Raw genomic sequence first — 25,277 nt, 5'->3', positions numbered from 1 at the left:
CGGATTTCAGGCGTGGAAACGAGCGACGTTCAAGCAAAGGCGGAGATGACCGCGACGAGTGTTGCGCCCGCGATGGCGGGCCGCGCCTATCCGTTCGAGCGCCGCCGCAGACTTTCACCCGCAGCGCTGGCTGTCGCCAACGAGAAAGTTCATTCCGCCTACTCCAGCATCGTCATCAATGGCGTGGTTCGCGTCGCCGATTTCGTCTGCCTCAGCATCGTCGGCATCGTCTCCTATCTCGGCTATGTCGTGCCGATCGACGGCTTTTCCTGGATGCCGATCTGGGCCGTTCTTGCGATGGCATTTGTAGCCATCATCAGCTTTCAGGCCGCCGAACTCTACGACTTAGAAATCTACCGCGGACAGCTCCGCCAGTTCATGCGCCTGATGTCGTCATGGAGTTTCGTGTTTCTGCTGTTCATCGGCGTGTCGTTCTTCGCCAAGTTCGGTGACACGGTATCTCGCGCCTGGCTGGTGATGTTCTACGTCTTCGGCTTCATCGTACTCAGCATTGGGCGCATGATGCTGCGCTCGATGGTGCGGCGGTGGGCGCGCGAAGGCAGGCTCGGCCGGCGCACCATTATCGTCGGCTCCGACAAGAACGGCGAACACCTGATCCAGGCGCTACGCCAGCAGGAAGATTCCGACCTCAAGCTGCTCGGCGTGTTTGACGATCGCAACGACGCGCGCGCTCTCGACACCTGCGCCGGCCTTCCGAAGCTCGGCAAGGTCACAGACATTCTCGAATTTGCCCGCCGCACCCGCGTGGACCTCGTGCTGTTCGCGCTGCCGATCTCGGCCGAAAGCCGCATTCTCGGCATGCTGAAGAAATTATGGGTGCTGCCGGTGGACATCCGCCTGTCCGCCCACACCAACCGACTGCGCTTCCGGCCGCGCTCCTATTCCTACATCGGCTCGGTGCCGACACTCGGCATGTTCGAACAGCCGATCACCGACTGGGACATGGTGATGAAGTGGGTGTTCGACCGCTTCGTCGGCGCCATTCTTCTGTTGCTGCTCGCGCCGGTGATGGCGCTGGTCGCGCTTGCAATCAAGCTCGACAGTCCCGGCCCCGTGCTATTCCGCCAGAAGCGCTTCGGATTCAACAACGAGCGTATCGAGGTCTTCAAATTCCGTTCGCTCTACCACCACCAGGCCGATCCGCTCGCGGCCAAGGTCGTAACCAAGAACGATCCGCGGGTGACGCGCGTCGGCCGCATCATCCGCAAGACCAGCCTCGACGAACTGCCGCAGCTTTTCAACGTGGTGTTCAAGGGCAACCTGTCGATCGTCGGCCCGCGCCCGCATGCGGTGCAGGGCAAGCTGCAAAGCCGCTTGTTCGATGAAACGGTGGACGGCTATTTCGCACGCCATCGCGTCAAACCCGGCATCACCGGCTGGGCGCAGATTAACGGCTGGCGCGGCGAGATCGACAATGAGGAAAAAATCCAGAAGCGCGTCGAGTTCGATCTCTATTACATCGAGAATTGGTCGCCGCTGTTCGACCTGTACATTCTGCTGAAGACGCCATGGGCGTTGGTCAAGGGCGAGAACGCCTACTGAGTGCGCAAACTTAGCGCCGCCGCAGCGACGGTAACTGTATCGACGATAAGCGCTCCCGCAACCGTGCGATCTGAGCTGTGAGATTCGCAGGCGGATCGACCACAACGCCCTTCAGGATCATCCAGATGCTCACCCCGGCGACGGCCGCCAGCATCGCATACTGGAAGATGATCGCATCGGGGCGTGAGACGGCGATGGTCGAACACGCATACCCACCGATACGTACGACAAGGACAAGCAGCACGAGCATGGAGATCGCAAAATTTCGCCCCTGCCGCGTGGTCCGTGGCGGGCCGAGAAATGCGAACGCCAGAATGACGAACACGAATGGATAAAGACCTGCCAGTAAGCGATCATGAAGCTCGGCGCGGAACTGGCCGAGGTTGCTTTGCGCGACGGGATCGTTCTTGGGCGGCGAAATCAGCTCGCCGATAAATCGTTCGCGGGCGTTGTAGTTGTAGGTCTGCGGCGCTTGGGAGAATTGCGACATATCGAAAGCGTAGCTTTTGAAGGCGACGATCAGCGGATCTTTCTTGTCCGCCTCGTAGCGCTGCAGATTGCCGTCGCTGAGCACCAGGAACGAGCCTTTGTCGGTCTTCTGCACGACGCCGTTTTGCGCCGTGATATTGATGCGCTCGGCCGGATTGCGCTGATCGTCGATGAACACGCCGACCAGCACTCCGCCCGGCCGGCGCTCCTGCACGCGCAGCACCAGCTTATCGAGCCGGATGAATTGCCCCGGCTGCAGCACATTCGCCAGCACGTCCGCGCCGATCTCGGTGTGCCAGCGCCGCAGCGCTCGCAGGCATTCCGGCGCGAGGAAGATCGCCAGGAACGAAATCAGACACGCGACGACGACCGTCGAAACCATGAACGGACGCAGGAACCGCCATGGCGACAGACCGGCAGCATTCATCACGATGACTTCGGAATCGGTCGACAGGCGATTGAGCGTGTGCGTCACCGCCAGGAGCATCGCAAGCGGCGCGATGATCAGCGCGAGCACGGGAATTGCGAGGCCGGTGATGCCAATGAACACCAGCACGGTCTGCCCTTGCGCCGTCATCAGGTCGATACCGCGCAATGCCTGCGTCACCCAGATCACGCCGGTCAGCGACACCAGCACGATCAGGAACGATAGCAGCGTCAACCGCACGACGTAGGCGTCGATCGCACCCAGCAGGCGGCGGGGAGATATGAGCGAGAGAACCGTCAGGCTAAAATTCCGTCCGTTAAAGGCACCTGTTTCGCAAAACCGGCCTCCGCCATCAACTCGCGGACCGCCGCCAATACGTCGTCATAGGGAATATCCGCCACACAGGTTGCACAGTGCAATGCCCGATATGGCACGCCCAAAGGATACCATTCCCCTTTCGCGGCGGCGGACGCCATCAGCGTCACCACCGGCTTGTCGAGCGCCGCCGCAATATGCACGATCGAGGTGCCCGCGCTAATAACAAGATCGGCACAGGACAGCGTCGCCGCCGTCTCCGAAATGTCCGTCGCAGGCGGCAACCACTCGACCTCCGCAGCCTTTCCGATCGTTTCCAGCCGCGCCAGATCCCCCGGCGCGGCGATCAGAGCAACGCGGACAGATGGCGATTTAATGTCGCCGACGAGACGGATGAATTTCTCGTCGGTCCAGTATCTTGCCGGGTCGACCGACAGATTGATGACGATCAGCTTGTGCCTGTCACGATCTTCCGCCGGAAAAAGCTTCTCGCGAACTCCCCTGGCGGCAGATTGCGGAAACGCAACCGTGGTACGCACGTCCCCGGGCTTCATCGACACGCCGAGTGGCGCGATCAGCCGCAACATCTGCACCGCCTGATGCTCGGGCTCGGTCGGACGGGCGATGGAAATGTCGTAAAGCCCGGATTTTTTACCATCAAAGCCGATCGTGATGTCCGCACCGGACAACAACGCATAGGTCGCCGCCGTCATCGAGTCGCCGGTGAGCATATCGACGGCCACGTCATAGCGGCGCTCGCGCAACTGCCGGATGAGGCGCATCTGTTCGATCAGATTTTTCTTCACGACGAAAGTCCCGTCGAGATACGACAGCAAGGACGCCGCCACGCCGTTTTTCCGGCCGAGCACAATATCGATCTGCGCATTTGGACATCGGGCGCGCAGCGCCTTGAAGAAGGCAGTGGAGATGACGGCATCGCTGATCTTGTCGGTACGGATCAACAGAATGCGTTCGACGTCCGCAGACGGGTCCAGCGCAACAACCTTCCTTCGCGCAAACGCGCGGCGGGAGAGCAAATAAACCTGTCTGGTCGATCGCCAGATCAGGCGATCAAACAGGGAGGACGCCATGGAACGATATTATCCGAGGAACGCTGTGCCTATAAGGGCATAGGCTAAAAATACAAGATCAATCAAAGCCCTCGGACGCCCTGCTCTGTCTTGCCGAGCGGCGTGACGCCGCCCGGCTGCTTTATGGAAACCCGACGAGCGTCTAGCGCCGCAACGAAATCGCAAGTCCACTCAGATCGGCGTTCACCATCAAGCCGGCCTGATGGCCCTGCATGGTAAGCACCGCACCCTTCTCGTTGGTCAGTACGATGGCGCTGACGCCTCGCACAGCCGCCACGCCCGCGCCCGCTGCGCCATAGACGCCGGCAACATCCGAAGGTCCCCTGATGTTGCTGACTGTGCCGACGAGATCGGTCTTCGAAGCGCCGAAGACAAGGCCCGCACTCAGACCACCGATCGACAGCGGATAACGCCGTCCATGAAACACCAGCGTCCCGCTTCCGCCCGAAGCGCCGATGAACCAGCCGCCCTTGAGCACGGAGATGCGGATTGTGCCGCTGTCGGCATGGGCCGCGGAACTGAAACCCGCGCCCAGAATGACAGCCAACGCAACAACCCATTTTCGCAGCCGGATGGAGAGCATCGCTTTCACCTTCTGTTTTTGCGCGGGGAATCACCGCCCGCCGATGGTGAAGGATAAGACCCCTTCAAGATTCGAGGCAACTGCCGTTGGCAACCCGGGCGAGTGGCCGGAATTACCCCCGCAGGCGGGACCGTTTTGGCCAGTTCTTGCCTTGCCTTATGCTTCCAATTTCCCTAATCAGTCGCTTATCGTCGGAGCGTGGCGCAGCCCGGTTAGCGCACTAGTCTGGGGGACTAGGGGTCGTGGGTTCAAATCCCGCCGCTCCGACCATTTTTCAAAATAAAAATGCCCGAGCTTCGCTCTAAAATCACCTGCCCGCACTGTGGCCACAGCAAGGTCGAGGAAATGCCACCGACGCCTGTCAATTCTTTTACGAGTGCGAGGGCTGCCATACGCTGCTGCGACCGAAACCGGGAGACTGCTGCGTGTTCTGCTCCTACGGCTCTGTCCCGTGCCCACCAATCCAGTTACAACGCAATGGTGGCAATAGCGAAGGCTGCTGTCATTGAACCGTGTAGGATGACTTCTTCAACAAGAAGTTAGAGGCGTTGGTTTCAAATCCTGCTGGTCCGTTTTTTTTGCAGATTGCAACTGGAGCCTGCCGATCTCACCGAGGCGGCTCTCCCTTGCGATACTCAGGCCATATGGCCTTTGCGTTCTTCTCGATAAAGAATTTCGACGCCGCGTCTGTCAGATGACCGTTGTCCCGGGACGTCGGCAGGCCGCCGCTATCGGGAACAGTAATCAGACAGCTATTGCCTTTACAGAATGTCGCGGCCGGCGAAATAAACGTCACGCCTTCCGCTGCAGCAACGCGCTTCACCATGTCCTCCGCCGCGAACGACCACACCTCAAGATAGGTGGAATCCCAGTCCGGAATTTTATCGATCGCAGCGGCACGCTTGAAGATACTGAACTGGAAATCCCGCAGCGGAATCACCGACGGCGCGATCTTCCATTGCGGCATCTGTCCGATGACGACGATGTGCCGTACGCCCGCCGCCTTCAGCCATTCGATGGTCCGCGTCAGCCCCTTGTCGTCGACCAACGCATATTTGCCCGTGCCGTCATAAACGATCCATCGCGCAGCAACGATAACCGTGTCGGGCCGCAACGATTCGATCTTCTGCCGCGCGAATGCATTGGCTTCATTACACCTACGAAAGCGCGCAGCCACAGCATCCGCCATCGGCGCACAGCCAAATGCGATGTAACGCGCGAGACGGAAATCCTGCCGTTCCCGTTGTAGAGCCTGCAAACCGGCGATCAGATGAAAGGCGTATGAATCGCCCCAAACGAGTGTGAGCGGCGAACCAGCCGGCCCGATACCGGCACATTCCGGTAACGGCCGAATATCGACGTCATACCGGCACCCCTGGGCGCTCTCAGCCTCCTTCTCCGTATCTATCACGCGTTTCTGGATCGCGAGCGGAAAGCGATCTGGCAGACCTTCCTTCGCATACACCGTCAATCCCAGCCCGCCGCAGACAGCAAGAAGAACAGCAAGCGAAACGGCTTTAGCTGAGAGACGTCCGCCTGAACGGATCGGACGCTCGATCAGCTTGTAAGTGAGATGCGCAAGAACACCGGCCGCCACGATCAGGCCGAGCGACATGATGACGGTCGGCTCTTTCTGGAAACGGATGATCCGCGCGAACACCAGAAGCGGCCAGTGCCAGAGATAGAGCGGGTAGCTGATCAGCCCGATATAAACGAGCGCGCGGTGGCTCAGGAAAATGCGGTTGGGCCACGCATTCTCGCCCGCTGCGATCAACAGAACCGTACCTGCCACCGGCAACAGCGCCCACCACCCGGGAAACGTGCTGTCGCGGTTGATCATCATCATCGCCGATGCAAGCAGCAGCAACCCCGCCCACCCCATCCATTCTTTGTTTTGAACGGAATGACCAATGCGGGCCTGGAGCAGAGCGAGAACCGCGCCAGCACCCAATTCCCAGAAGCGGGTGAGCGGTAGAAAAAACGCGGCAACGGAATCGTTGGCGGTCTGCACGAGGCTGCCGAGGAACGACAGAATCGTCAGCACGACCGCAGCCGGAATCGCCGCCCGACGGCGTGCGATCACGATCAGGATCAACGGCCAAACCAGATAGAATTGCTCTTCAACGCCCAGCGACCAGATGTGCAGCAGCGGATTGAACTCCGCACTCGGCGCGAAATAGTCCTGTTGCAGCCACAACGCGATGTTGGCGACGAAGCCTGCCGATGCAGCCGTGTTGATGCCCAGCGTGCGGAAGGCATCGGGCAGCATGAACAGAAAACCCATCCCCAGCGAGACAAGCAGGACGAGAACGAGTGCCGGGAAGATGCGCCGGACCCGTCGCCCATAGAATTCCGCGATGCTGAACCGACCGGCGGCGACATCCTGGCGGATCAGGCCGGTGATAAGAAAGCCGGAGATGACGAAAAACACATCGACGCCAACGAAGCCGCCGCGAAATACCGAGTGGAAATAGTGGAAGCCGATGACGAACAGGACGGCAATGGCGCGCAGGCCGTCAATGTCTCGTCGATAAGGCAATGACACGTCGATTGATCCCGCGGGTGTGACTAGATGACGGTCATGCCGTCAACCGCCCATCGCCCGGTCGAGTAGAGCACGCGCGCTCAACAGGTCGTCGAGAACGGAGCGAAGCTTGGCCTGCCCGTCGCCGCGAATTCTGGTCTGCTGGACTCTGGCTTGTTGATGGCCGCTCTGGTGAAGACCATGACGCACTTCCGGCGGCGCATAGGCATCGGCTCCGTTATGACTCACGGATGCCCGCAAGGTCGCAGGCTTCGTCACCGTCGCCACAGGGACGTCCGGAGCACGCTTGGCCGCAGCCGGCGGCAGCGGGCCGATACGCTCCGACATCGAAGGCACGAAGTCCATGGAGGGACGGAGCGGCGGGCTGTCGGTTTCGAGTTCGAGCTCTTCGTCCTCGTCAGCCTCTTCGGCGTCACCCGAGTCTTCAATCTCTTCCTCGTCGATTTCGGCGGTCTCCTCCTCGTCGTCAGAGGAAAATTCGTGGGCCGCGCTTTGCGGCAACGCCTCGAACGCAGGACCCGACAGCGAGGCCGGCGCGAGAGTGGCCTCGTCGAGATTCTGGACCGCCTTGACGCCATGCTCGCGCAAAATGCGCTGCACCCCGCGGATGGTATAGCCCTCGCCGTACAGCAGACGGCGGATTCCACGCAGCAGTTCGACATCGTCGGGCCGGTAGTACCGACGCCCGCCGCTGCGTTTCATCGGCTTGATCTGAACGAAGCGCGTCTCCCAAAACCGCAGCACGTGGGCCGGGATATCGAGATCCTCCGCCACCTCGCTGATGGTCCGAAATGCGTCCGGTGCCTTTTCCAAAAGGCAAGCCCCCTGTCAGAATCACGGCATGAATCATCCCGTGATTGCAAGGGTAACGCTTTTTCGGATTTTCGGAAACGATTCGGTGCTTTGCGGATAGGCGGCGGGAACGCCGCCCGTCCGGCGGGTTTAACCCGCAGCCACGCTGGTCGGGACCGGTGTGCTTTCCGTGGTATCAACACCGTTGTTGATGCGCTGCTTCAGGATCGCAGAGGGCTTGAACACCATGACCCGGCGCGGAGAGATCGGCACCTCGGTCCCGGTCTTGGGGTTGCGGCCGATGCGCTCGCCCTTTTTGCGCACCATGAAAGAGCCGAATGAGGAGAGCTTCACCGTTTCGCCCTTCTCAAGGCAATCGGTGATCTCCTTCAGAACGAGTTCGACAAACGCAGCCGACTCCGTCCGCGACAGGCCGACCTTCTGGTAAACCGCCTCGCACAAATCGACTCGTGTGACTGTTTTTCCGCTCTCGCTCATGATCCGACCCCAGCTACAGCGTGCAAATTATGCTTAAAAATAAGAGGTTAGTTACAACGGGTCAACCGTGCTCATCATGCAACCGCATGATATTCGGACATAATAATCCGCGGCATTCGACCTAAATTTTACCAACGCAACAGCGCCGAACCCCAGGTAAACCCTCCGCCCATTGCTTCCAGCATCACCAGATCGCCCCGTTTGATGCGTCCGTCATCGGCTGCCGTCGCCAATGCGAGCGGAATCGAAGCGGCCGACGTATTGCCGTGCCGGTCCACCGTCAGAACGACCTTTTGCGGCGCGATATCGAGTTTCTTGGCCGATGCGTCGATAATCCGCTTGTTCGCCTGATGTGGAACAAGCCAGTCGATGTCTTCTGCCGTGGTTCCCGTCGCCGCAAAAGCGTCGACGATCACGTCCGTGATCATGCCGACGGCATGTTTGAACACTTCGCGGCCTTCCATACGCAGATGACCGACGGTCTGCGTCGAGGACGGCCCGCCATCGACATAGAGCTTGTCCTTGTGGCGGCCGTCCGAACGCAGATGCGTGGTGAGAATGCCCCGGTCGACGCTGGTGCCTTGCTGCTGTTGCGCCTCGAGGACTACCGCCCCCGCCCCGTCGCCGAACAGCACGCAGGTGCCGCGATCATTCCAGTCGAGAATGCGGGAAAACGTCTCCGCCCCGATCACCAGAGCGCGCTTGTAGGTGCCGGCTTTCAGGAAATTGTCCGCCGTTGCCAGCGCGAAAATGAAGCCGCTGCAAACCGCCTGCAAGTCGAACGCCGCACCGTGATGGATGCCGAGCCCGTTCTGGATCTGCACTGCGGTCGCGGGAAAGGTGTGATCCGGCGTCGAGGTCGCGAGCACGATCAGGTCGATCGACTGCGGATCGATTTTCGCGTCGGCGATCGCCGCCTGCGCCGCCTTGAGGCCGAGGTGGGAGGTGAACTCGCCATCCGCCGCGATATGGCGCTGGCGGATGCCGGTGCGCTGGACGATCCACTCATCCGAGGTATCGACCTTGCCGGCAAGCTCGGCATTGGTCACCACGCGCTCGGGCAGGTACGCGCCATGCCCGATCACAACCGAACGCATCACACTCACGAAACAGCCTCCTGCGCGGCCGGCATAAGGGTCAGCGACCCGCCGTCACGGTTGAGAGTTTGATTGATCTTTGTCAGGAGATCGTAACGGACCATCTCATAGCCAACATCCACGGCGGACGCAAAGCCCTCGGCGTCGGTGCCGCCATGGCTTTTAATCACGACGCCGTTGAGGCCGAGAAACACCCCGCCATTGACCTTGCGCGGGTCCATCTTGTCCCGCAGCGCCTTGAAGGCGCTCTTGGCGAACAGATAGCCGAGCTTGGAGCGCCAGGTGCGGCTCATCGCGCTGCGCAGATATTCCGCGATCTGACGTGCGGTGCCCTCGGCCGTCTTCAGCGCGATGTTGCCGGAAAAGCCTTCGGTGACGATCACGTCGGCGGCTCCCTTGCCGATTCCATCACCCTCGACGAACCCGATGAAGTCGAGCTCCGGCAGGTTCATGGAGCGCAGCAGTTCAGCGGCCTCCTTCACCTCCTCGACGCCCTTGACCTCCTCGACCCCGATATTGAGCAGGCCCACCGTCGGCCGTTCGATGTCGAACAGAACCCGCGCCATCGCGCTGCCCATGATCGCGAGCAAGGCCAGATGGTGTGCGTCGCCGCCGATCGAGGCGCCGACGTCGAGCACGACGGATTCGCTGCGGATCGTCGGCCACACGCAGGCGATCGCCGGCCGGTCGATGCCGGGCAGCATCCGCAGGTTGAATCGCGACATCGCCATCAGTGCGCCGGTGTTGCCAGCGGACACGGCAACGTCGGCCTCACCCTTGCGGACGGCGTCGAGCGCGAGCCACATCGAGGATGACTTCCGGCCACGGCGTAGAGCCTGGCTCGGTTTCTCCTCCATGGTGATGGCAACATCGGTATGGACGACCCTTGAAGCCGCCTTCATGGCCGGATGCACATCGAGTTCCCGATTGATCGCGGCGCTGTCGCCGAACAGGATGAACTCCGTGTCGGGATGCCGGATCAGCGAGATTCCTGCACCCGGAACCACCACGGGTGGGCCGAAATCGCCGCCCATGGCATCGAGCGCAATACGAACCTTCTGGGCCATGGCCGGTGTAAGAACCTGATTGTGCGGCGGCCCGACGAGTTTGCAACTGACGGGAAACGAACCGCGATTGGTAATGCGAGACGGCTAATGGGAGACAGTCATACCGCCGTCCCATGAACAATAGCCAGTTCGGAAGCCGATACAATATCTTGACCGGCCTGTCTCGTTCCTTGAACGGTGTGAATCAGTCCTTTTTCGACCTTTTCGGACTGCCCTTCGGGGCTTGCTGGAGAGCCTTCAGGGCCGCGAACGGATGTTCCGCCGGATCCGAGGTCTCGTCTGTCGCCGCAAAGGCTGCATCCGCCTTCCGAGGATAGGGATCGATCCCGAGGAACAGCATGTCGGTCGCGAGCCGTCCAAGATCGATGCTCCCGTTGACGATGATTTCCGGCGGGTCCGGTTCATCCTCGTCGATATCCACCTTGGGCGTGGCCGCCGCGGCCGTGTCGGGCTCGGCGAAAATAACGTCGACCTCCTCCTCGACCCGGTTTTCGAGGGGCTCAAGCGTCACCACGCAATCCTGGCCGATCAGACCGGTGACATGGCCCCGCGCCTGGATCGCTCCCCTGACATGGGTGAGATGGAAGCTCGCCTGCGCCTCCAAAATCTCCCGCACACCTGCGACCTGCGCCAGCGCGGCTCGCTCGGCCGCATTGGCAGCAAACGTCACCTGCACTCCGGCAGCCGGGATTTTCGCCACCATCATCGGGTGGCTCCAGGGATTATCAGAATGGGGGTGGTGTCCGCTCATCCGGTTATCCCTCCGCCTTCACTGCCGGGAATTGCCACGCGCCGCGCACGAAAGCTGCCCTATCGACCTGGGCAAGTTGCGCCAGCGTCTCCGCAACGTAAACGGCAAGCCTATCGGCGTTGGCGGCATCGGCCTCGTTGAAAATGTTGCGGTTCAGCGCAGCCTCAAGCTCCGCCGGGCCTGCGGCCAGCGCGGCATCGTAGGCCGCCGAGCGGCCGTAAAAGGCCTCGCCGAACTTCCGCATCCGTTTTGGGACGGTGAGGTCGCCTACCCCCATTTCACGCAGATTATCGTCCATATCGGTACAAAAGTGGTCGAACAGCTTTTGTGCCGGTTCCTCCCCTGTCGGGTCCTGCCGCAGCATCCGCAATACCATCCACAAATGCAGCAGCACCATATCGAACCGGCCGCTGACCGTGTCCGGCACCTGAAGAGCGGCATAGAAGGCCGGCTGGCGGGCCTGCGCCACGATCATGCCATAGATGACCTCGATGCTGCGCTGCGTCGGGGGCGACTTCTTGAGAAACGAGAACATCTTCCGATCCATTGACCTGCCCGCTTGTCCGGGCACGCGGTTCTGTGGTTGCAATGAAGCGTGCCGCCGGGTACGTCAACCGCTCCTGCGATGCAAGAACCTCGCGACTGCAAGAAAGGCCTTCGCCTGAGATGACGTTTCGCGCCCTCGCCCCCTCTTTCCGCTCCCGCTCCATGACGGGCACCCTCCGTGGCACCCTTGTTGCCATGGCGTTCGGCCTTGCTCTCGCCGGATGCACCAGCGAGCAATTCCAACGCGGCTACATCCTGCCACCCGGCGCACTGGAGCAGGTTCAGATCGGCGCGAGCCAGGATCAGGTTCTGGTGGTGCTGGGCACACCTTCCACCGTCGCGACGCTGGACGGCGACGTGTTCTATTACATCTCGCAGCGCACGGAGCGGAAGGTCGCCTTCATGCACCAGCAGGTGATCGACCAGCGCGTCATCGCCGTCTATTTCGACAAAAACCGTACCGTCCGCCGCGTCGCGAACTACGGCCTCAAGGACGGCAAGATTTTCGACTTCATCAGCCGCACCACGCCGACCAGCGGCCAGGAGATCAGCTACCTTGCGCCGATCTTCAAACTGGTCAGGTTCCGCGACTGATTTTCGGATGAGGCGCCGGTCGCGTTACACCGCGACCAGCCCACGCGCGACGAAGTCGTAGCCCTGCTCCCAGCGGTCGTGCTGTTCAGTGCCTTCCGGATAGGGATTCTTGCGCGGCTCGTGATTGAAGCGCGCGAGCTTCCCCTGCTCGAACGGATCCTTGTCGTCGCCTGCCATGGCATCGCTCCCTAACGCCGGTCGCTTCCGGCCCTGACCTCCAACGCGAAAGGCATGCTCCGGTTTCCGGCCGCGCGCTGAAATTTATCCGGGGATTGCGAGCCTCCTTGTCTTAAAACTGCCACAACGTGCCGCGCCGACCCGATCAACAGAAAAGCCCGCGGCATGCCGCGGGCTTTTCCATCAATCGTGTGACCTGAGATCAGTGCGCGAGAATCGCGAGCAGCAACAGCGCCACGATGTTGGTGATCTTGATCATCGGGTTCACGGCAGGGCCCGCCGTGTCCTTGTAGGGATCGCCGACAGTATCACCGGTCACGGCCGCCTTATGCGCGTCCGAACCCTTGCCGCCGAAATGACCATCCTCGATGTACTTCTTGGCGTTATCCCATGCGCCGCCGCCCGAAGTCATCGAGATGGCGACGAACAGGCCGGTGACGATCACGCCGAGCAGCATGGCGCCGACTGCGGAGAACGCCGCCGACTTGCCTGCCGCGCCGCCGCCTGCGATCGCGTAGATCACGAAGTAGACAAAGATCGGCGACAGCACCGGCAGCAGCGAAGGAATGATCATTTCCTTGATCGCGGCCTTGGTCAGCAGGTCCACGGCCTTGCCGTAGTCCGGCTTGTCGGTGCCCTGCATAATGCCGGGCTTCTCACGGAACTGACGGCGCACTTCCTCGACGATGGCGCCCGCCGCGCGGCCGACCGCCGTCATGCCCATCGCACCGAACAGATACGGCAGCAGGCCACCGAACAGCAGGCCGACCACGACGTAAGGACTGTTGAGCGAGAAGTCCGGCGATACGCCCGCGAAGTACGGGTGATGCGCCGAGTCGGCGATGAAGAACTTCAGGTCCTGATTGTAGGCCGCGAACAGCACCAGCGCGCCGAGACCGGCGGAGCCGATCGCGTAACCCTTGGTGACAGCCTTGGTGGTGTTACCGACCGCGTCGAGCGCGTCGGTCGCCTTGCGGACTTCCTTGGGCAAGCCCGCCATTTCCGCGATGCCGCCCGCGTTGTCCGTGACCGGACCGAAGGCGTCGAGCGCGACGATCATGCCGGCCAGCGCGAGCATGGTGGTGGTCGCAATCGCGATGCCGAACAGACCGGCGAGGCTGTAGGTGACGAGGATGCCCGCGATGATGACGATGGCGGGAAGCGCCGTCGACTCCATCGAGATCGCAAGGCCCTGGATCACGTTGGTGCCGTGACCGGTGACCGAAGACTGCGCGATCGACTTCACCGGGCGGAAATCGGTGCCGGTGTAGTACTCGGTGATCCAGATGATAAGGCCGGTGACGGCAAGGCCCGCCACGCCGCAGAGGAACAGCGACATGCCGGTGTAGTTCACGCCCGCCAGCGGACCGAAGCCGATCAACTGATGCACCACGATCGCCACGCCCGCGAGCGACAGCACACCGGTCGCGATCAACCCCTTGTAGAGAGCGCCCATGATCGACTGGCTCGGGCCGAGCTTGACGAAGAAGGTGCCGAGGATCGAGGTGATGATGCAGATGCCGCCGATGGCGAGCGGCAGGGTCATCACCTGCGTGAGGATCGGCGTACCCCCAAAGAAGATCGCAGCCAGCACCATCGTCGCGACCGAGGTCACGGCGTAGGTCTCGAACAGGTCCGCCGCCATGCCCGCGCAGTCGCCGACGTTGTCGCCGACGTTGTCGGCGATGGTCGCCGGGTTGCGTGGATCGTCCTCGGGGATGCCCGCTTCCACCTTGCCGACCAGATCGCCGCCGACGTCCGCGCCCTTGGTGAAGATGCCGCCGCCGAGACGGGCGAAGATCGAGATCAGCGACGCGCCGAAGCCGAGCGCCACGAGCGCGTCGATGACGATGCGATCATTGGGCTTCAGCCCGTGGAAGTGAGTGAGGTCGATGAAGTAGAGCGTCACGCCGAGCAGCGCGAGGCCCGCGACCAGAAGGCCGGTGATCGCGCCTGCCTTGAAAGCCAGTTCAAGACCGCCAGCAAGCGACTTGGTTGCAGCCTGCGCCGTGCGGACGTTGGCGCGCACCGAGACGTTCATGCCGATGAAGCCGGCCGCACCGGAGAGCACCGCACCGATCAGGAAGCCAATCGCAACAAGGATACCGAGGAAGTAAGCGAGCAGCGCGAAGATCACGATGCCGACGATTGCGATCGTCATGTACTGACGGCGCAGATAGGCCTGCGCGCCTTCCCGCACTGCCGCCGCGATTTCCTGCATTCGCGCATTACCGGCATCGGCTCCCAAAACCGAGGAGGTCGCCCATACCGCATAGACAATAGAAAGTGCCCCACAAAGCACGATCAACCACAAAGCTGTCATTGAAATGGCCCCTGATGTTTCCGGAAGACGGCCGTGCTCCGCAGCGCGCGGACGGCGCGTCAAAATGAGTGCAGCTCTCGGACGATCGCTTCCCCAATTCGGCGCAAACTCTGCCAAAATCACTTTGCGGGCGCAATGATGCAGCCCACAGCCAAATCGTCTTGCAAGCTAGAACATGCCAAAGGATTAGGTGCAGCGCACCAATTCTAAAAATGGCTGTAGGACAAGCGCTTCAGCGGCATCGGCATCCCCGACGCATCAAGAAAGATCGGGGCTGACATCCCCTTTTGCGTGCGACCGATGGCGGCGACCGCAACGCCCGCACGATCAGCTGCCTCGCGGAAGGAGGTCCAGCGATTCTCGGAAATGGTGCAGAGGACCTCGTAATCGTCGCCGCCGGTAATCAGCGTCTCCATGCCGGCGGTGCCGAACGATAAAATCCGCCGCGCCGGATCTGAGAGCGGTATGGCGGACGCCTCCACCGAGGCCGACACTTTCGAGGCCGCGCAGAGCTTGGCCAGATCGCCCGCGAGCCCGTCCGAAATATCCATCGCCGCGTTTGCATGGGTGCGGATGGCTTCCGCCAGCGCATTGCGCGGCTGCGGCGTGCGATAACGCGCAACCAATGCATCGCAAGCCGATGCATCGTCGAGCAGATGCTTTCCCTTGAGGCAGGCAAGGCCGAGTGCCGCATCGCCGATCGTACCCGTTACGGCAATGACGTCCCCCGGCTTCGCCCCGCTTCGCGGCACCATCGTGCCAGTGGGTACCTTGCCGAAGATCGTCACCGAGATCATCAGCGGTCCCGGCGTCGAGACCGTATCGCCACCGAGCAAGGGACAGCCAAACGCCTCCGCATCCTCACTGAGCGCTTTCACAAAAGGTTCAAGCCACGCTTCGCTGATTGTCCGCAACGCCAGCGTCAGCACGAACCCGGCAGGCGCGGCCCCCTTCGCCGCGAGGTCGGACAGGTTCACTCGCAGCGCCTTCTGCGCGAGCGTGGCGGGCGGATCGTTGGGCAGGAAATGGACACCTTCGACGATGGCGTCGGTGGTGATGACGATATCCTCGCCCGAAGCCGCCAGAATGGCGGCGTCGTCGATCAGTCCCAGCGCACCCGCATGTGTTGCGAGCGGGCGGAAATAACGGGCGATGAGATCGTCTTCCGCCGAGGCCATTCCCTAGCCTTTCGCGAATTCATCCGTACGAAACTGCCGCGCGATCTGGTCGAGTACGGCATTCACCATCCCGGCTTCGTCGGTCTCGACAAAAGCATGGGCGACATCGACATATTCCTTGATGACGACGCGCGCCGGAACATCCCTGCGGTGCCCCAGCTCATACGCGCCCGCGCGCATCGTCGCGCGCAGGATCGCCTCGATCCGCTTCAGCGGCCAGCCGCGGTTGAGCGCATCGTCCAGCATCGGGTCGATCCGACCCTGTTCGCGCACCACGCCGGAGACGATGTCGCGAAAGAACGCAGCTTCCGCCGGAAGGTACTCGTCGCCCTCGACTTCGTTGCCGAGCCAGTGGCTTTCGAACTCTGCGAAGATGTCGTTGATGCCCGCGCCAGCGATGTCCATCTGATAGAGTGCCTGTACGGCTGCGAGCCGCGCAGCACCGCGGCGGTTCGCCTTGGCGGCGGTCGGTTTGGGAGCCATCGTTTTAGGAGTTTCGGCCATCACGGCTTCGCCAGCTTGCGCTTGATGCGGATCATCTGGATAGCGGCGCGGGCAGCATCGCCACCCTTGTTGAGCTTGTTGGCGCGGGCGCGTTCCCAAGCCTGCTCTTCGTTGTTCACGGTGATGATGCCGTTGCCGAGCGGCACGCTGCGCGACACCGACAGGTCCATCAGGCCGCGCGAGGATTCCATCGACACGATCTCGAAATGGATGGTGTCCCCGCGCACCACGCAACCCAGCGCCACCGCGCCGTCATAGGGGCGGCCGTTCTTCTTCGCAGCATCGAGCGCGATCGCAATTGCCGCCGGAATTTCGAGCGCACCCGGCACGCTCAGAATATCGTAGCCGACGCCAGCGGCGTCGAGCTCGGCGCGCGCACCTTCCAGCAGCGCGTCCTGAATATCATCGTAGAACCGCGCTTCGACGATCACCACGCGGGCGTCGCTGATGTCGGTCTTGTCGTCCAATTGTGCCCGGCGGGGGGTGGCCATCGATCAGTCCGTCAAAGTGAATATTTGCAGGGGGTTGTAGTCGCCGCAGCCCATAAAGCAAGCGGCTATCGCATCTCCGAAAGCCGCGCCGCATAGCGGGCCATGACGTCAATTTCGAGATTGATTTCGCTGCCCGCCTGCCAGCCCTGCAACGTCGTCACCTGCAGCGTATGCGGGATGATGAGCACCGAGAAAACGTCATCGACCGCCGTGTTCACGGTCAGCGAGACGCCGTCGAGCGTCACCGATCCCTTGGCGGCGATGAATTTCGCAAGCTCGCGTGGCGCGCGCAGTTCGAACCGCGCCATGTCCGGCAGGTCTTCGCGCGTGACGATGATGGCGATGCCATCGACATGACCGGACACGATATGACCACCGAGTTCGTCGCCGATCTTAAGCGCGCGTTCGAGGTTGAGACGCCCACCCTCGCGCCAGTCTTTCGCGGTCGTCATCCGCAGCGTCTCGGCCGCCGCGTCAACCTCGAACCATGTCCGGTCTTTTTCCACGCCGGAACTCACCACCGTGAGGCATACACCGTTGCAAGCAATCGACGCGCCATCGGCAATGGTTGTCTGATCGTAGTCGCAACCGATCCGCAAACGGTGTAGCTGCCCCTGCGCGGTGGGCCTGAGCGAGAGAATATCGCCGACGTCGGTGATGATGCCTGTGAACATGACCTACTCTTTCAAACGGATGCGACGCGCCGATAAACCGTCAGGCGGTCGTCTCCGAACATTTCCGTTTCATCAGCGCGCCAGCCGGACGCGATAGCCGTTTTCAGTTCCTGCCCTTCGAGTGCAGGCAGCCCGTCGTTGCCGACGTCTTTCGTACCCTGAAACAGCCAGAACTCATCGACCAGACCGGCTTTGAGGAAGGACGATGCCACCCTGGCGCCGCCTTCGACCAGAAGCCGCGTGATCCCCTGCTCCGACAATGTATGCAGCACAGCCTGCAGATCGAGCCCCGGCCGATGATCGTCCGTCGGTAAATGAAACACATGAGCCCCGGCGGCGACGAGCTTCGTCGCGGCAGCGGGCTCCGCCACTTCGGACGCGATGAGCCACAGCGGCGTCTGCCGTGCAGAATGAATAAGACGGCTGTTACCAGACAGCCGCAGCGCACGGTCGAGCACAACGCGCACCGGCGAGCGGCGCTCCATCCCCGGCAGGCGGCAGGTCAGCAGCGGATCATCCGCCATCGCGGTGCCGATGCCGATCAGGATCGCGTCGTTTTGCGCACGCAACAGATGCACCCGCGCATTCGCGTTCTCGCCGGTAATCGCGACCTGCTTGCGGCCTGCAGCAGCGATCCTGCCATCGGCCGAGACGGCGAGCTTGAGCGTCACATAAGGGCGCTGCTCGCGCACGCGCAGAAAGTGTCCCGCATGAGCGCGCGCGGCCTCCATGCGGCACAGCCCGATATCAACCTGAATGCCCGCATCGCGCAGCCGGGCATGGCCCTGCCCCGCCACATCAGGATTAGGGTCTTCGATGGCCGAGACCACGCGTGCAATTCCGGCCGCAATGATCGCATCCGCGCAGGGCGGCGACTTGCCATGATGCGAGCATGGCTCGAGCGTGACATAGAGCGTCGCGCCCTTTGCGGCTTCACCCGCGCGTTGCAAGGCCACCGGCTCGGCATGCGGACGGCCGCCGGGCTGGGTCCAGCCGCGACCGAGAATGATTCCGTCTTTCACCACGACCGCGCCGACGGCCGGATTGGGCCACGTCCGGCCCTGCCCGCGCCGCCCGAGCGCAAGCGCAAGCTGCATGAATCGATGGTCGTGGGAAGAAAACGAATCCGCCGCAGCCTTGGCGGTCATTTTTGCACGTTCGTCGGCAGGCCTTCGTCCGACAACTCGCCGAGCACGGCCTCGAAATCCTTCGCCTCGCGGAAATCGCGGTAAACCGAGGCGAAGCGCACATAAGCGACATCGTCGAGCTTGCGCAGATGCTCCATCACGATCTCGCCGATCGCCTCCGACGACACTTCCGCCTCGCCGCCGCTTTCAAGCTCCCGCACGATGGCGGAAACCATCTTTTCGACCCGCTCGGGATCGACCGGGCGCTTGCGCAGGCTGATCTGCAGCGAGCGCACCAACTTGTCGCGGTCGAACGGCACCCGCCGCCCGTTACGCTTAATGACGGTGAGTTCGCGCAACTGCACGCGTTCGAAGGTGGTGAAGCGGAAGTTGCAGGCGAGGCACACGCGCCTGCGGCGGATCACGGAGGAATCCTCCGTGGGCCGGGAGTCCTTCACCTGCGTATCGAGACTGCTGCAGCTTGGACAACGCATCGCTTCATCCTATGCGGCCGTCATTGCGAGGCTGTTCGCTCGCAATGACGAAACACCTCACTGATAGATCGGGAACCGATCGGTGAGTTCGCGGACCCGCTTCTTCACCGATTCCTCTACGCCTGGCGCCGCGCCATCCGGCGACTGCGCCACCGCATTCAGCACTTCGGCAATCAGCGCGCCGACCTGCTTGAATTCTGCGACGCCGAAACCACGCGTCGTCGTTGCAGGCGTGCCGAGACGCAGGCCCGAGGTCACGAACGGCTTTTCGGGGTCGAACGGGATGCCGTTCTTGTTGCAGGTCAGGCCCGAGCGCACCAGCGCACGCTCCGAGATGTTGCCCTTCAGGCCCTTCGGGCGAAGATCGACCAGCATCAGGTGGTTGTCGGTGCCACCGGAGACAATCTCGAAGCCGTGGCCGCGCAGCGATTCCGCAAGCGCCCTGGCATTTTCGACGACGTTCTTCGCGTAAACCTTGAAGTCCGGCTGCAGCGCCTCCTTGAAGGCCACCGCCTTGGCCGCGATGACGTGCATCAGCGGGCCGCCCTGCAGGCCCGGGAAGATCGCGGAATTGATCTTCTTGGCGATCTCCTCATCATTGCTGAGGATCAGACCACCGCGCGGGCCGCGCAGCGACTTGTGCGTGGTGGTGGTGGTGACGTGGGCATGCGGCACCGGCGAGGCATGTGCCCCACCCGCGACGAGGCCCGCGAAGTGCGCCATGTCCACCATGAAATACGCGCCGACGCTGTCAGCGATCTCGCGGAAGCGCTTGAAGTCCCACGGGCGCGAATAGGCCGAGCCGCCCGCGATGATAAGCTTCGGCTTCACTTCTTCAGCCTGTTTCGCCACCGCATCCATGTCGATGAGCTGGTCCTCGCGGCGCACAGTGTAGTGCTTCGGCGTGAACCACTTGCCCGACATATTGACCGGCGCGCCATGCGTGAGATGGCCGCCCGCGGCGAGATCGAGGCCCATGAAAGTATCGCCCGGCTGCAGCAGCGCCAGGAACACCGCCTGGTTCATCTGGCTGCCGGAATTCGGCTGGACGTTGGCAAACTGTGCGCCGAACAACTTCTTGGCGCGCTCGATCGCGAGGTTCTCCACCACGTCGACCCATTCACAGCCGCCATAGTAGCGTTTGCCCGGATAGCCTTCCGCATACTTGTTGGTGAGCACCGAACCCTGCGCCTCGAGCACGGCGCGGCTGACGATGTTCTCGGACGCAATCAGCTCGATCTCATGCTGCTGGCGACCGAGTTCGCCCTTGATCGCATCGGCGATCTCGGAATCGGCCTGCGCGAGCATGGCAGTGAAAAAGGCATTCGGAGCGGAAGCGGTTTTCGCGGAAGACGGCATTGAAGAATGATCTCCACCGCGGCCGGACGAGCGGCGCGGTCAGGTGAGGATGACAGCGGAAGAAAGCGCTGCGGACATACCATATGTGGCCCACAGGGCCAAGTTTAGGCACCTTAAAGCGCTATATTGGTAAAGTGATAGCAGGCCGCCATCTCTCCGGGAACGGCCCGATACCTCTCGCCCGCAACCACCTGAATTGGAACGCCATTTCGGGTCGAAAGACGGAAGGGAATACCGACGGCACCTTCCTGCCTACAGGCGGGTGCAGAACACGATCAGGTTCAGCGAGCACGCCACAAGCAGGATGAGCGTCAGAAGGACGCCCATGCGATCACGGTCGGTTTTCAGAATCGGCTGTCTCATGAGCCGATGATGGAAAGAGTCCGGGCAAGAGTCCCGGGCTTTATTTTTGAAAGTGAAGCCAGCGGATTCAGGACTCGTTTACGAGTCGATTCTCGCCTCGGAGGCCGTCCGGCAGACTGTTAGATCAGGAACCGGACTTCGCAGGGCCGCCGCTAACGAGATAACGCCGCTTGGCGCGTTCGCCGGCTTCCGCCGCTTGCGCGCGAGCGCCGAAAACGGTGCCGCCATCGAGCCGCTTCGGGCCGAGCATCAGCGACCATTCCCATTCCTGGACCTTGCTGGACTGACCGCGTCCGTCGATCTTGATTTCCAAGCGTTGCTTTGACATCGGCCACCTTTAGCAGCGTCTCGCGGGCATGAGCAAAGAAAATGAGCTCATTGCTTCTCGCTCTCCCGCCGCTTCTGCAGCTCATCATTACCAATGGAAATATCAGTCGCATCCGCCGTCTTGCGCATCGTCAGCTTGACGCCCTTGTCGATATCCCATGTGAACGTCATGGCGGGCTCCTGCCCTTCGACACTGGATGGCTTCTTCCTGTACTGCTCCGAAATGCCGTCGGCGAGCGACTGCGCGGAACCGGCCGCATCGGCAAGCCGCAATGTGGCGCCCGTCACCTGCTGATCGCCGCCCGACAGATATGCAATGGAAAATTTGCCCTGCCCGGTCGCGCAGACAAGTTCGCGCGTCGCAGGCTGATCCTGGCAGCCCCATTTCCGCGCCTTGCCGACCGACTCGGCCTGCTTGTGTGTCATGCCCGGAATAACGCCCAGCAGATCGTGCTTCTCATAGCTCTGCCGCGTCAATCCGAAGATCACCACCACCAGGAACACGGCCGTGGCGATAACACCGATCTGAATTCTGTTCATGATCCCTCCGGCCGTAGAGCTACTAATGGCCTGCCGAAAAAGCAAATCGGCCTCCTCTTGCGAGGAGGCCGATCACACCGGAGGGCAATCCGGCTTTACGAGCAAAATTGGGCGGCGCGTGACCGGCTTTTCGCCGGAGCATGTGAAGAACGTGAGTTCTTCCGTGCGCCTTCACGCCACCCTGAAACTCAAATCGATCAGAGCCGATACAGGATCTGGTCGGTCCAGAAGCGCTCGAGGCGATGCAGCGACTTGTTCAGCGTCGCGAACTCGTCGTTCGAGATACCGCCGACCTGCTCCACCGTCTTGACGTGTTTCTGATACAGTGCCTCGACGATGTGGCGGATTTCCTGACCCTGCTCGGTCAGGCTGATGCGCACCGAACGGCGATCGACGCGCGAACGCTGGTGATCGAGGAAGCCCATCTCGACGAGTTTCTTCAGATTGTACGAGACGTTCGAGCCGAGATAGTAACCGCGCGTGCGCAGCTCACCCGCGGTCAATTCCTTGTCGCCAATATTGTAGAGCAGCAGCGCCTGCACCGAATTGATGTCGGAGCGGCCGCGGCGGTCGAACTCATCCTTGATGACGTCGAGCAAGCGACGATGCAGACGTTCGACGAGCGTGAGAGCTTCGAGATAGAGCGGCTGAACCGGCGCCGACGTTTCGTTCGCGGCAGGCGTCACCGCCTTGGCTGCGGATTTCATCATGACACTTCCCCTGTCGTTTTTACGACTTATTCGACGAAACTTTTGTCCCGCCTGATGACCGCAACTTAGGGGCCGCGTTTGAAGATGAGCCTAAAAAACACAATAAAGAGAAGGTTTATTTGATTGAGTAAACGTTTGATTTAGCCAGTGTTTTCAGGCGCTTTTGTAATATTTGATTCAGGAATGGAGCGCGCTGTTCACGCTTCGCTCCACAATCTGTCGCATTCTGAAGCGAAGGCCGCGCAAACCGGAAAGGTTTCGTCAATCATCGAAAAAGCGCGAAATCGAAAAAGTCTCGCGACTATGGTGGCCGTTCGCGCGCCGCCATCCACGCCAGTGCGAGATATGCCGCGAGCAACACCGCTGCAAACAACACGACGAGAAAGTGTCCGCCATAGATCGACGGAAACATGATCTCGACAACCGCGAGCGACACGATGGTGGTGAGCCACACGACCGCACCCCATGGCGTCGCGAGCCACAGCCCGACTGCCGCAACAAGTTCGATCACGGCAAAATAAACGGTGGCAGCCTGCCACTGCATTGTCTGCACTTCGAACGCGCCGTCCTGGCCGCCGAGGAACCCGGTGATCTGCGCCCAGTTATAGAGCCCCATCACCATCGCGATCACGGCCATCGCGCGCAGGAACATGACGAGGCGCGTGGTCCACGTGGTATCGCCGGTCTCGACCTCGTTCGCGAGTGAGGTACGTTTGCCGTGCTTGTCCTGCCGGGCGGGATCGCTGACCCGCACCATATGTATCTTCCGCGAAGGCTCGAAATCGTCGTTCATCGCGACAGCTTTGGTCATTCGCCGCCATAAAATCAATCCAGATATTCGGCAGCGTCGCGGTGACGCGGCCCGGCCGGGGTGGTAAAGCTCCGCCCAGGAGAAAGACCTCATGGCGATCAAATTCGGACGACCGATCGAATCCCGCGATACCCCGCCCTCTTCTGAGTCGGGTGTCTCGACAACGGCGTTGCATCTCACCACGCGTCTGCGCCGCAACCGGAAAACCGAATGGGCGCGCCGCCTCGTCCGCGAGAACACGCTGACGACCAACGACCTGATCTGGCCGTTGTTCGTCGCCGACGGACATAACAAGCGCGAGCCGGTCTCCTCGATGCCGGGCGTCGAGCGTCTCAGCGTCGATCAATGTGTCCGCGACGCCGAACGCGCGATGAAGCTCGACATTCCCTGCATCGCGCTATTCCCCTACACCGAAGCGTCGCTGCGCGATCCGCAGGGTTCCGAAGCTCTGAACATCGACAATCTTGTCTGCCGCTCGGTCCGCGCAATCAAGAACGAGTTTCCCGATCTCGGTGTGCTGTGCGATGTCGCGCTCGATCCCTTCACGAGCCACGGCCATGACGGCCTGTTGCGCGACGACGGCGTCATCATGAACGACGAGACCGTCGCCGTGCTGGTGCGTCAGGCGCTGGTGCAGGCAGAAGCTGGTTGCGACATCATCGCGCCCTCCGACATGATGGACGGCCGCGTCGCCGCGATCCGCGAAGCGCTCGATGCAGCCGGCCACCTTGACGTGCAGATCATGGCCTATGCCGCAAAGTACGCGTCCGCCTTCTACGGTCCGTTCCGCGACGCAGTCGGCTCCGCCAAGGCGCTGAACGGCGACAAGCGCACCTACCAGATGGATCCCGCCAATTCCGACGAAGCGCTGCGCGAGGTCGAACTCGACATCGCCGAAGGCGCCGACATGGTGATGGTGAAACCCGGTCTGCCCTATCTCGACATCCTGCGCCGCGTGAAGGACGCTTTCGCGATGCCGACCTTCGCCTATCAGGTGTCGGGCGAATACGCGATGCTGATGGCGGCGGCGAACAACGGCTGGCTCAATGGCGACCGGGCGATCATGGAAAGCCTCACCGCCTTCAAGCGCGCCGGCGCCGACGGCGTGCTGACCTATTTCGCGCCCTTCGCGGCGGAGAAGCTGCGCGCGGGACGCTAGTTTCCGTTTCATTTCTTTTTGTTTATCCGACCGCCACCGTCTTGCGGCGGGAAACATGTATCGCCATGTCGCAAGAAGCCCCACTCCCGGGGCGCGGAGGCGATAATGTCGGATACGCAAGGCACAGGTTCGGGTGGCGCTTCAAGCAGCGGCGCGGCCTGGCGGAACAATCCGTATTCCGGCCCCTACGCCTACAACGCGCAAAGCGATCTCGCGCTTTACAGCGGCGTGCTCACCAAGCGCTTCATCGCCTTCCTGATCGACCTTTTCGTGCTGTCGGTGCCGATCGTACTGGCGACCATCTTCATCACCCTGTTCGGCGTGGTGACGCTCGGTCTCGGCTGGGCGCTGTTCTGGCTGATATCGCCCTTCTCCATCATCTGGGCGCTGTTCTATTACGGCCTCTCGCTCGGCGGCCCGCATGCCGCCACCATCGGCATGCGCATCCTCGGCATCCATATGGAAACCCTGTCCGGCGGGCGGCCCTACTTTCTGCTCGGCGTCATGCACGCTCTTGCCTATTGGTTCTCGGTCTCGTTCCTGACGCCGCTGATCGTGGTGGTCGGTTTCTTCAACCGGCGCGGCCAGTTGCTGCACGATCTGGTGCTCGGCACGGTACTGGTGAATACGGCCGCGACCGTGCCGCCGGTCCGTTCGTTCTGATTGACGGGCCGGATCGCGC

The 25,277-nt window shown here is 61.7% G+C and carries 27 protein-coding genes, 1 tRNA gene and 1 pseudogene; 6 read left to right on the top strand and 23 right to left on the bottom strand.

The genetic code is table 11. The features are described from left to right. The first annotated feature begins 45 nt into the window (after nt 1-45). Nucleotides 46-1,563 carry an undecaprenyl-phosphate glucose phosphotransferase gene (locus tag HMPREF9697_RS02580; RefSeq protein WP_002715588.1) on the top strand — a complete coding sequence of 506 codons (1,518 nt, stop codon included), beginning with the start codon at nt 46-48 and terminating at the stop codon, nt 1,561-1,563. Between the two features lie 10 nt (nt 1,564-1,573). On the opposite strand, the gene lptF is transcribed toward HMPREF9697_RS02580, so the two are convergent. The 3 genes from lptF to HMPREF9697_RS02565 all read right to left on the bottom strand — a co-directional run bounded on the left by lptF (nt 1,574) and on the right by HMPREF9697_RS02565 (nt 4,468). Continuing rightward, the gene (lptF, locus tag HMPREF9697_RS02575) at nt 1,574-2,746 is read right to left on the bottom strand and encodes an LPS export ABC transporter permease LptF (protein WP_081602512.1); all 1,173 of its coding nucleotides are present in this window, start codon (nt 2,744-2,746) and stop codon (nt 1,574-1,576) included. Nucleotides 2,747-2,775: 29 nt separating this feature from the next. Then, complete coding sequence (locus HMPREF9697_RS02570) at nt 2,776-3,885, bottom strand: glycosyltransferase family 9 protein (protein ID WP_002715586.1); 1,110 nt, start codon at nt 3,883-3,885, stop codon at nt 2,776-2,778. Nucleotides 3,886-4,027: 142 nt separating this feature from the next. After that, nucleotides 4,028-4,468 carry a lipid-binding SYLF domain-containing protein gene (locus tag HMPREF9697_RS02565; RefSeq protein WP_002715585.1) on the bottom strand — a complete coding sequence of 147 codons (441 nt, stop codon included), beginning with the start codon at nt 4,466-4,468 and terminating at the stop codon, nt 4,028-4,030. A 192-nt stretch (nt 4,469-4,660) separates the two neighbouring features. Here HMPREF9697_RS02565 and HMPREF9697_RS02560 point away from each other — a divergent pair. Continuing rightward, a tRNA-Pro gene (locus HMPREF9697_RS02560) sits at nt 4,661-4,738 on the top strand. A 15-nt stretch (nt 4,739-4,753) separates the two neighbouring features. Further along, nucleotides 4,754-4,977, top strand: a pseudogene (locus HMPREF9697_RS21405) (GDCCVxC domain-containing (seleno)protein). Between the two features lie 98 nt (nt 4,978-5,075). On the opposite strand, the gene HMPREF9697_RS02555 reads toward HMPREF9697_RS21405, so the two are convergent. The 7 genes from HMPREF9697_RS02555 to HMPREF9697_RS02525 form a co-directional block, all read right to left on the bottom strand. Then, nucleotides 5,076-7,013: an acyltransferase family protein gene (locus HMPREF9697_RS02555; RefSeq protein WP_002715584.1), complete on the bottom strand. Its 1,938-nt coding sequence runs from the start codon at nt 7,011-7,013 to the stop codon at nt 5,076-5,078. A gap of 42 nt (nt 7,014-7,055) precedes the next feature. Beyond that, on the bottom strand, nt 7,056-7,826 hold the full coding sequence (locus tag HMPREF9697_RS02550; protein ID WP_002715583.1) for a MerR family transcriptional regulator: 771 nt from the start codon (nt 7,824-7,826) through the stop codon (nt 7,056-7,058). Nucleotides 7,827-7,955: 129 nt separating this feature from the next. Next, complete coding sequence (locus HMPREF9697_RS02545) at nt 7,956-8,303, bottom strand: integration host factor subunit alpha (protein ID WP_002715582.1); 348 nt, start codon at nt 8,301-8,303, stop codon at nt 7,956-7,958. Nucleotides 8,304-8,431: 128 nt separating this feature from the next. Next, a complete protein-coding gene (locus HMPREF9697_RS02540) occupies nt 8,432-9,409 on the bottom strand; it encodes a beta-ketoacyl-ACP synthase III (protein ID WP_002715581.1) in 978 nt (325 codons plus the stop codon). Continuing rightward, nucleotides 9,406-10,467 carry a phosphate acyltransferase PlsX gene (gene plsX, locus HMPREF9697_RS02535; RefSeq protein ID WP_002715580.1) on the bottom strand — a complete coding sequence of 354 codons (1,062 nt, stop codon included), beginning with the start codon at nt 10,465-10,467 and terminating at the stop codon, nt 9,406-9,408. Before plsX ends, HMPREF9697_RS02540 begins: the two co-directional genes overlap by 4 nt. 184 nt (nt 10,468-10,651) lie before the next feature. Then, nucleotides 10,652-11,173 carry a YceD family protein gene (locus HMPREF9697_RS02530; RefSeq protein WP_002715579.1) on the bottom strand — a complete coding sequence of 174 codons (522 nt, stop codon included), beginning with the start codon at nt 11,171-11,173 and terminating at the stop codon, nt 10,652-10,654. Between the two features lie 49 nt (nt 11,174-11,222). Beyond that, nucleotides 11,223-11,753 carry a ubiquinol-cytochrome C chaperone family protein gene (locus tag HMPREF9697_RS02525; RefSeq protein WP_002715578.1) on the bottom strand — a complete coding sequence of 177 codons (531 nt, stop codon included), beginning with the start codon at nt 11,751-11,753 and terminating at the stop codon, nt 11,223-11,225. Between the two features lie 131 nt (nt 11,754-11,884). Between HMPREF9697_RS02525 and HMPREF9697_RS02520 the strand changes: the two genes are divergently transcribed. After that, nucleotides 11,885-12,358: an outer membrane protein assembly factor BamE gene (locus HMPREF9697_RS02520; RefSeq protein WP_002715577.1), complete on the top strand. Its 474-nt coding sequence runs from the start codon at nt 11,885-11,887 to the stop codon at nt 12,356-12,358. A 24-nt stretch (nt 12,359-12,382) separates the two neighbouring features. Here the strand turns inward: HMPREF9697_RS02520 and HMPREF9697_RS21175 are convergent, their stop codons facing one another. The 13 genes from HMPREF9697_RS21175 to HMPREF9697_RS02460 all read right to left on the bottom strand — a co-directional run bounded on the left by HMPREF9697_RS21175 (nt 12,383) and on the right by HMPREF9697_RS02460 (nt 23,418). Further along, nucleotides 12,383-12,535, bottom strand: coding sequence for a hypothetical protein (locus HMPREF9697_RS21175; RefSeq protein ID WP_002715576.1), 153 nt, complete (start codon nt 12,533-12,535; stop codon nt 12,383-12,385). Between the two features lie 202 nt (nt 12,536-12,737). Beyond that, nucleotides 12,738-14,858, bottom strand: a complete 2,121-nt coding sequence (locus HMPREF9697_RS02515; protein WP_002715575.1) for a sodium-translocating pyrophosphatase — start codon at nt 14,856-14,858, stop codon at nt 12,738-12,740. A 206-nt stretch (nt 14,859-15,064) separates the two neighbouring features. Further along, nucleotides 15,065-16,036 (bottom strand): thiamine-phosphate kinase, encoded by a 972-nt coding sequence (gene thiL, locus HMPREF9697_RS02510; protein WP_002715574.1) that lies wholly within the window; start codon nt 16,034-16,036, stop codon nt 15,065-15,067. A gap of 3 nt (nt 16,037-16,039) precedes the next feature. Continuing rightward, on the bottom strand, nt 16,040-16,540 hold the full coding sequence (gene nusB, locus HMPREF9697_RS02505; protein ID WP_002715573.1) for a transcription antitermination factor NusB: 501 nt from the start codon (nt 16,538-16,540) through the stop codon (nt 16,040-16,042). Beyond that, nucleotides 16,540-17,031, bottom strand: a complete 492-nt coding sequence (gene ribH, locus HMPREF9697_RS02500) for a 6,7-dimethyl-8-ribityllumazine synthase (RefSeq protein WP_002715572.1) — start codon at nt 17,029-17,031, stop codon at nt 16,540-16,542. Before ribH ends, nusB begins: the two co-directional genes overlap by 1 nt. A gap of 65 nt (nt 17,032-17,096) precedes the next feature. Beyond that, nucleotides 17,097-17,705 (bottom strand): riboflavin synthase, encoded by a 609-nt coding sequence (locus tag HMPREF9697_RS02495; RefSeq protein ID WP_002715571.1) that lies wholly within the window; start codon nt 17,703-17,705, stop codon nt 17,097-17,099. Between the two features lie 11 nt (nt 17,706-17,716). Beyond that, a complete protein-coding gene (gene ribD, locus HMPREF9697_RS02490) occupies nt 17,717-18,853 on the bottom strand; it encodes a bifunctional diaminohydroxyphosphoribosylaminopyrimidine deaminase/5-amino-6-(5-phosphoribosylamino)uracil reductase RibD (RefSeq protein ID WP_002715570.1) in 1,137 nt (378 codons plus the stop codon). Next, the gene (gene nrdR, locus HMPREF9697_RS02485; protein ID WP_002715569.1) at nt 18,850-19,326 is read right to left on the bottom strand and encodes a transcriptional regulator NrdR; all 477 of its coding nucleotides are present in this window, start codon (nt 19,324-19,326) and stop codon (nt 18,850-18,852) included. Before nrdR ends, ribD begins: the two co-directional genes overlap by 4 nt. A gap of 57 nt (nt 19,327-19,383) precedes the next feature. After that, a complete protein-coding gene (gene glyA / locus HMPREF9697_RS02480; protein WP_002715568.1) occupies nt 19,384-20,685 on the bottom strand; it encodes a serine hydroxymethyltransferase in 1,302 nt (433 codons plus the stop codon). A gap of 487 nt (nt 20,686-21,172) precedes the next feature. After that, a complete protein-coding gene (locus HMPREF9697_RS02475) occupies nt 21,173-21,376 on the bottom strand; it encodes a hypothetical protein (protein ID WP_002715567.1) in 204 nt (67 codons plus the stop codon). A gap of 47 nt (nt 21,377-21,423) precedes the next feature. Then, nucleotides 21,424-21,915, bottom strand: coding sequence for a hypothetical protein (locus tag HMPREF9697_RS02470; protein WP_002715566.1), 492 nt, complete (start codon nt 21,913-21,915; stop codon nt 21,424-21,426). 197 nt (nt 21,916-22,112) lie between these two features. Continuing rightward, on the bottom strand, nt 22,113-22,625 hold the full coding sequence (ldtR, locus tag HMPREF9697_RS02465) for a transcriptional regulator LdtR (protein WP_002715565.1): 513 nt from the start codon (nt 22,623-22,625) through the stop codon (nt 22,113-22,115). 301 nt (nt 22,626-22,926) lie between these two features. Next, nucleotides 22,927-23,418, bottom strand: a complete 492-nt coding sequence (locus HMPREF9697_RS02460; protein ID WP_040308088.1) for a DUF6163 family protein — start codon at nt 23,416-23,418, stop codon at nt 22,927-22,929. Nucleotides 23,419-23,527: 109 nt separating this feature from the next. Between HMPREF9697_RS02460 and hemB the strand changes: the two genes are divergently transcribed. Then, a complete protein-coding gene (gene hemB, locus HMPREF9697_RS02455; RefSeq protein WP_002715563.1) occupies nt 23,528-24,595 on the top strand; it encodes a porphobilinogen synthase in 1,068 nt (355 codons plus the stop codon). A 105-nt stretch (nt 24,596-24,700) separates the two neighbouring features. Next, nucleotides 24,701-25,258: an RDD family protein gene (locus HMPREF9697_RS02450; RefSeq protein WP_002715562.1), complete on the top strand. Its 558-nt coding sequence runs from the start codon at nt 24,701-24,703 to the stop codon at nt 25,256-25,258. The last annotated feature ends 19 nt before the right edge of the window (nt 25,259-25,277 follow it).

Source organism: Afipia felis ATCC 53690 (genome assembly GCF_000314735.2).
In the GTDB taxonomy this organism is placed as follows: domain Bacteria; phylum Pseudomonadota; class Alphaproteobacteria; order Rhizobiales; family Xanthobacteraceae; genus Afipia; species Afipia felis.
Note: the sequence above shows the minus strand (reverse complement) of the source record. Positions and strands in the feature narration are given on the sequence as shown.

Excerpts from the sequence above, each read along its gene's own strand:
- HMPREF9697_RS02470 (WP_002715566.1), bottom strand. The coding sequence starts at position 21,915 with ATGAACAGAATTCAGATCGGTGTTATCGCCACGGCCGTGTTCCTGGTG.
- HMPREF9697_RS02450 (WP_002715562.1), top strand. The coding sequence starts at position 24,701 with ATGTCGGATACGCAAGGCACAGGTTCGGGTGGCGCTTCAAGCAGCGGC.
- HMPREF9697_RS02570 (WP_002715586.1), bottom strand. The coding sequence starts at position 3,885 with ATGGCGTCCTCCCTGTTTGATCGCCTGATCTGGCGATCGACCAGACAG.
- HMPREF9697_RS02580 (WP_002715588.1), top strand. The coding sequence starts at position 46 with ATGACCGCGACGAGTGTTGCGCCCGCGATGGCGGGCCGCGCCTATCCG.
- nrdR (WP_002715569.1), bottom strand. The coding sequence starts at position 19,326 with ATGCGTTGTCCAAGCTGCAGCAGTCTCGATACGCAGGTGAAGGACTCC.
- HMPREF9697_RS02460 (WP_040308088.1), bottom strand. The coding sequence starts at position 23,418 with ATGAACGACGATTTCGAGCCTTCGCGGAAGATACATATGGTGCGGGTC.
- HMPREF9697_RS02565 (WP_002715585.1), bottom strand. The coding sequence starts at position 4,468 with ATGCTCTCCATCCGGCTGCGAAAATGGGTTGTTGCGTTGGCTGTCATT.
- ribH (WP_002715572.1), bottom strand. The coding sequence starts at position 17,031 with ATGGCCACCCCCCGCCGGGCACAATTGGACGACAAGACCGACATCAGC.
- HMPREF9697_RS02495 (WP_002715571.1), bottom strand. The coding sequence starts at position 17,705 with ATGTTCACAGGCATCATCACCGACGTCGGCGATATTCTCTCGCTCAGG.
- plsX (WP_002715580.1), bottom strand. The coding sequence starts at position 10,467 with ATGGCCCAGAAGGTTCGTATTGCGCTCGATGCCATGGGCGGCGATTTC.
- HMPREF9697_RS02530 (WP_002715579.1), bottom strand. The coding sequence starts at position 11,173 with ATGATGGTGGCGAAAATCCCGGCTGCCGGAGTGCAGGTGACGTTTGCT.
- HMPREF9697_RS21175 (WP_002715576.1), bottom strand. The coding sequence starts at position 12,535 with ATGGCAGGCGACGACAAGGATCCGTTCGAGCAGGGGAAGCTCGCGCGC.
- glyA (WP_002715568.1), bottom strand. The coding sequence starts at position 20,685 with ATGCCGTCTTCCGCGAAAACCGCTTCCGCTCCGAATGCCTTTTTCACT.
- HMPREF9697_RS02525 (WP_002715578.1), bottom strand. The coding sequence starts at position 11,753 with ATGTTCTCGTTTCTCAAGAAGTCGCCCCCGACGCAGCGCAGCATCGAG.
- nusB (WP_002715573.1), bottom strand. The coding sequence starts at position 16,540 with ATGGCCGAAACTCCTAAAACGATGGCTCCCAAACCGACCGCCGCCAAG.
- thiL (WP_002715574.1), bottom strand. The coding sequence starts at position 16,036 with ATGGCCTCGGCGGAAGACGATCTCATCGCCCGTTATTTCCGCCCGCTC.
- ribD (WP_002715570.1), bottom strand. The coding sequence starts at position 18,853 with ATGACCGCCAAGGCTGCGGCGGATTCGTTTTCTTCCCACGACCATCGA.
- HMPREF9697_RS02515 (WP_002715575.1), bottom strand. The coding sequence starts at position 14,858 with ATGACAGCTTTGTGGTTGATCGTGCTTTGTGGGGCACTTTCTATTGTC.
- ldtR (WP_002715565.1), bottom strand. The coding sequence starts at position 22,625 with ATGATGAAATCCGCAGCCAAGGCGGTGACGCCTGCCGCGAACGAAACG.
- HMPREF9697_RS02475 (WP_002715567.1), bottom strand. The coding sequence starts at position 21,376 with ATGTCAAAGCAACGCTTGGAAATCAAGATCGACGGACGCGGTCAGTCC.
- hemB (WP_002715563.1), top strand. The coding sequence starts at position 23,528 with ATGGCGATCAAATTCGGACGACCGATCGAATCCCGCGATACCCCGCCC.
- HMPREF9697_RS02545 (WP_002715582.1), bottom strand. The coding sequence starts at position 8,303 with ATGAGCGAGAGCGGAAAAACAGTCACACGAGTCGATTTGTGCGAGGCG.
- HMPREF9697_RS02520 (WP_002715577.1), top strand. The coding sequence starts at position 11,885 with ATGACGTTTCGCGCCCTCGCCCCCTCTTTCCGCTCCCGCTCCATGACG.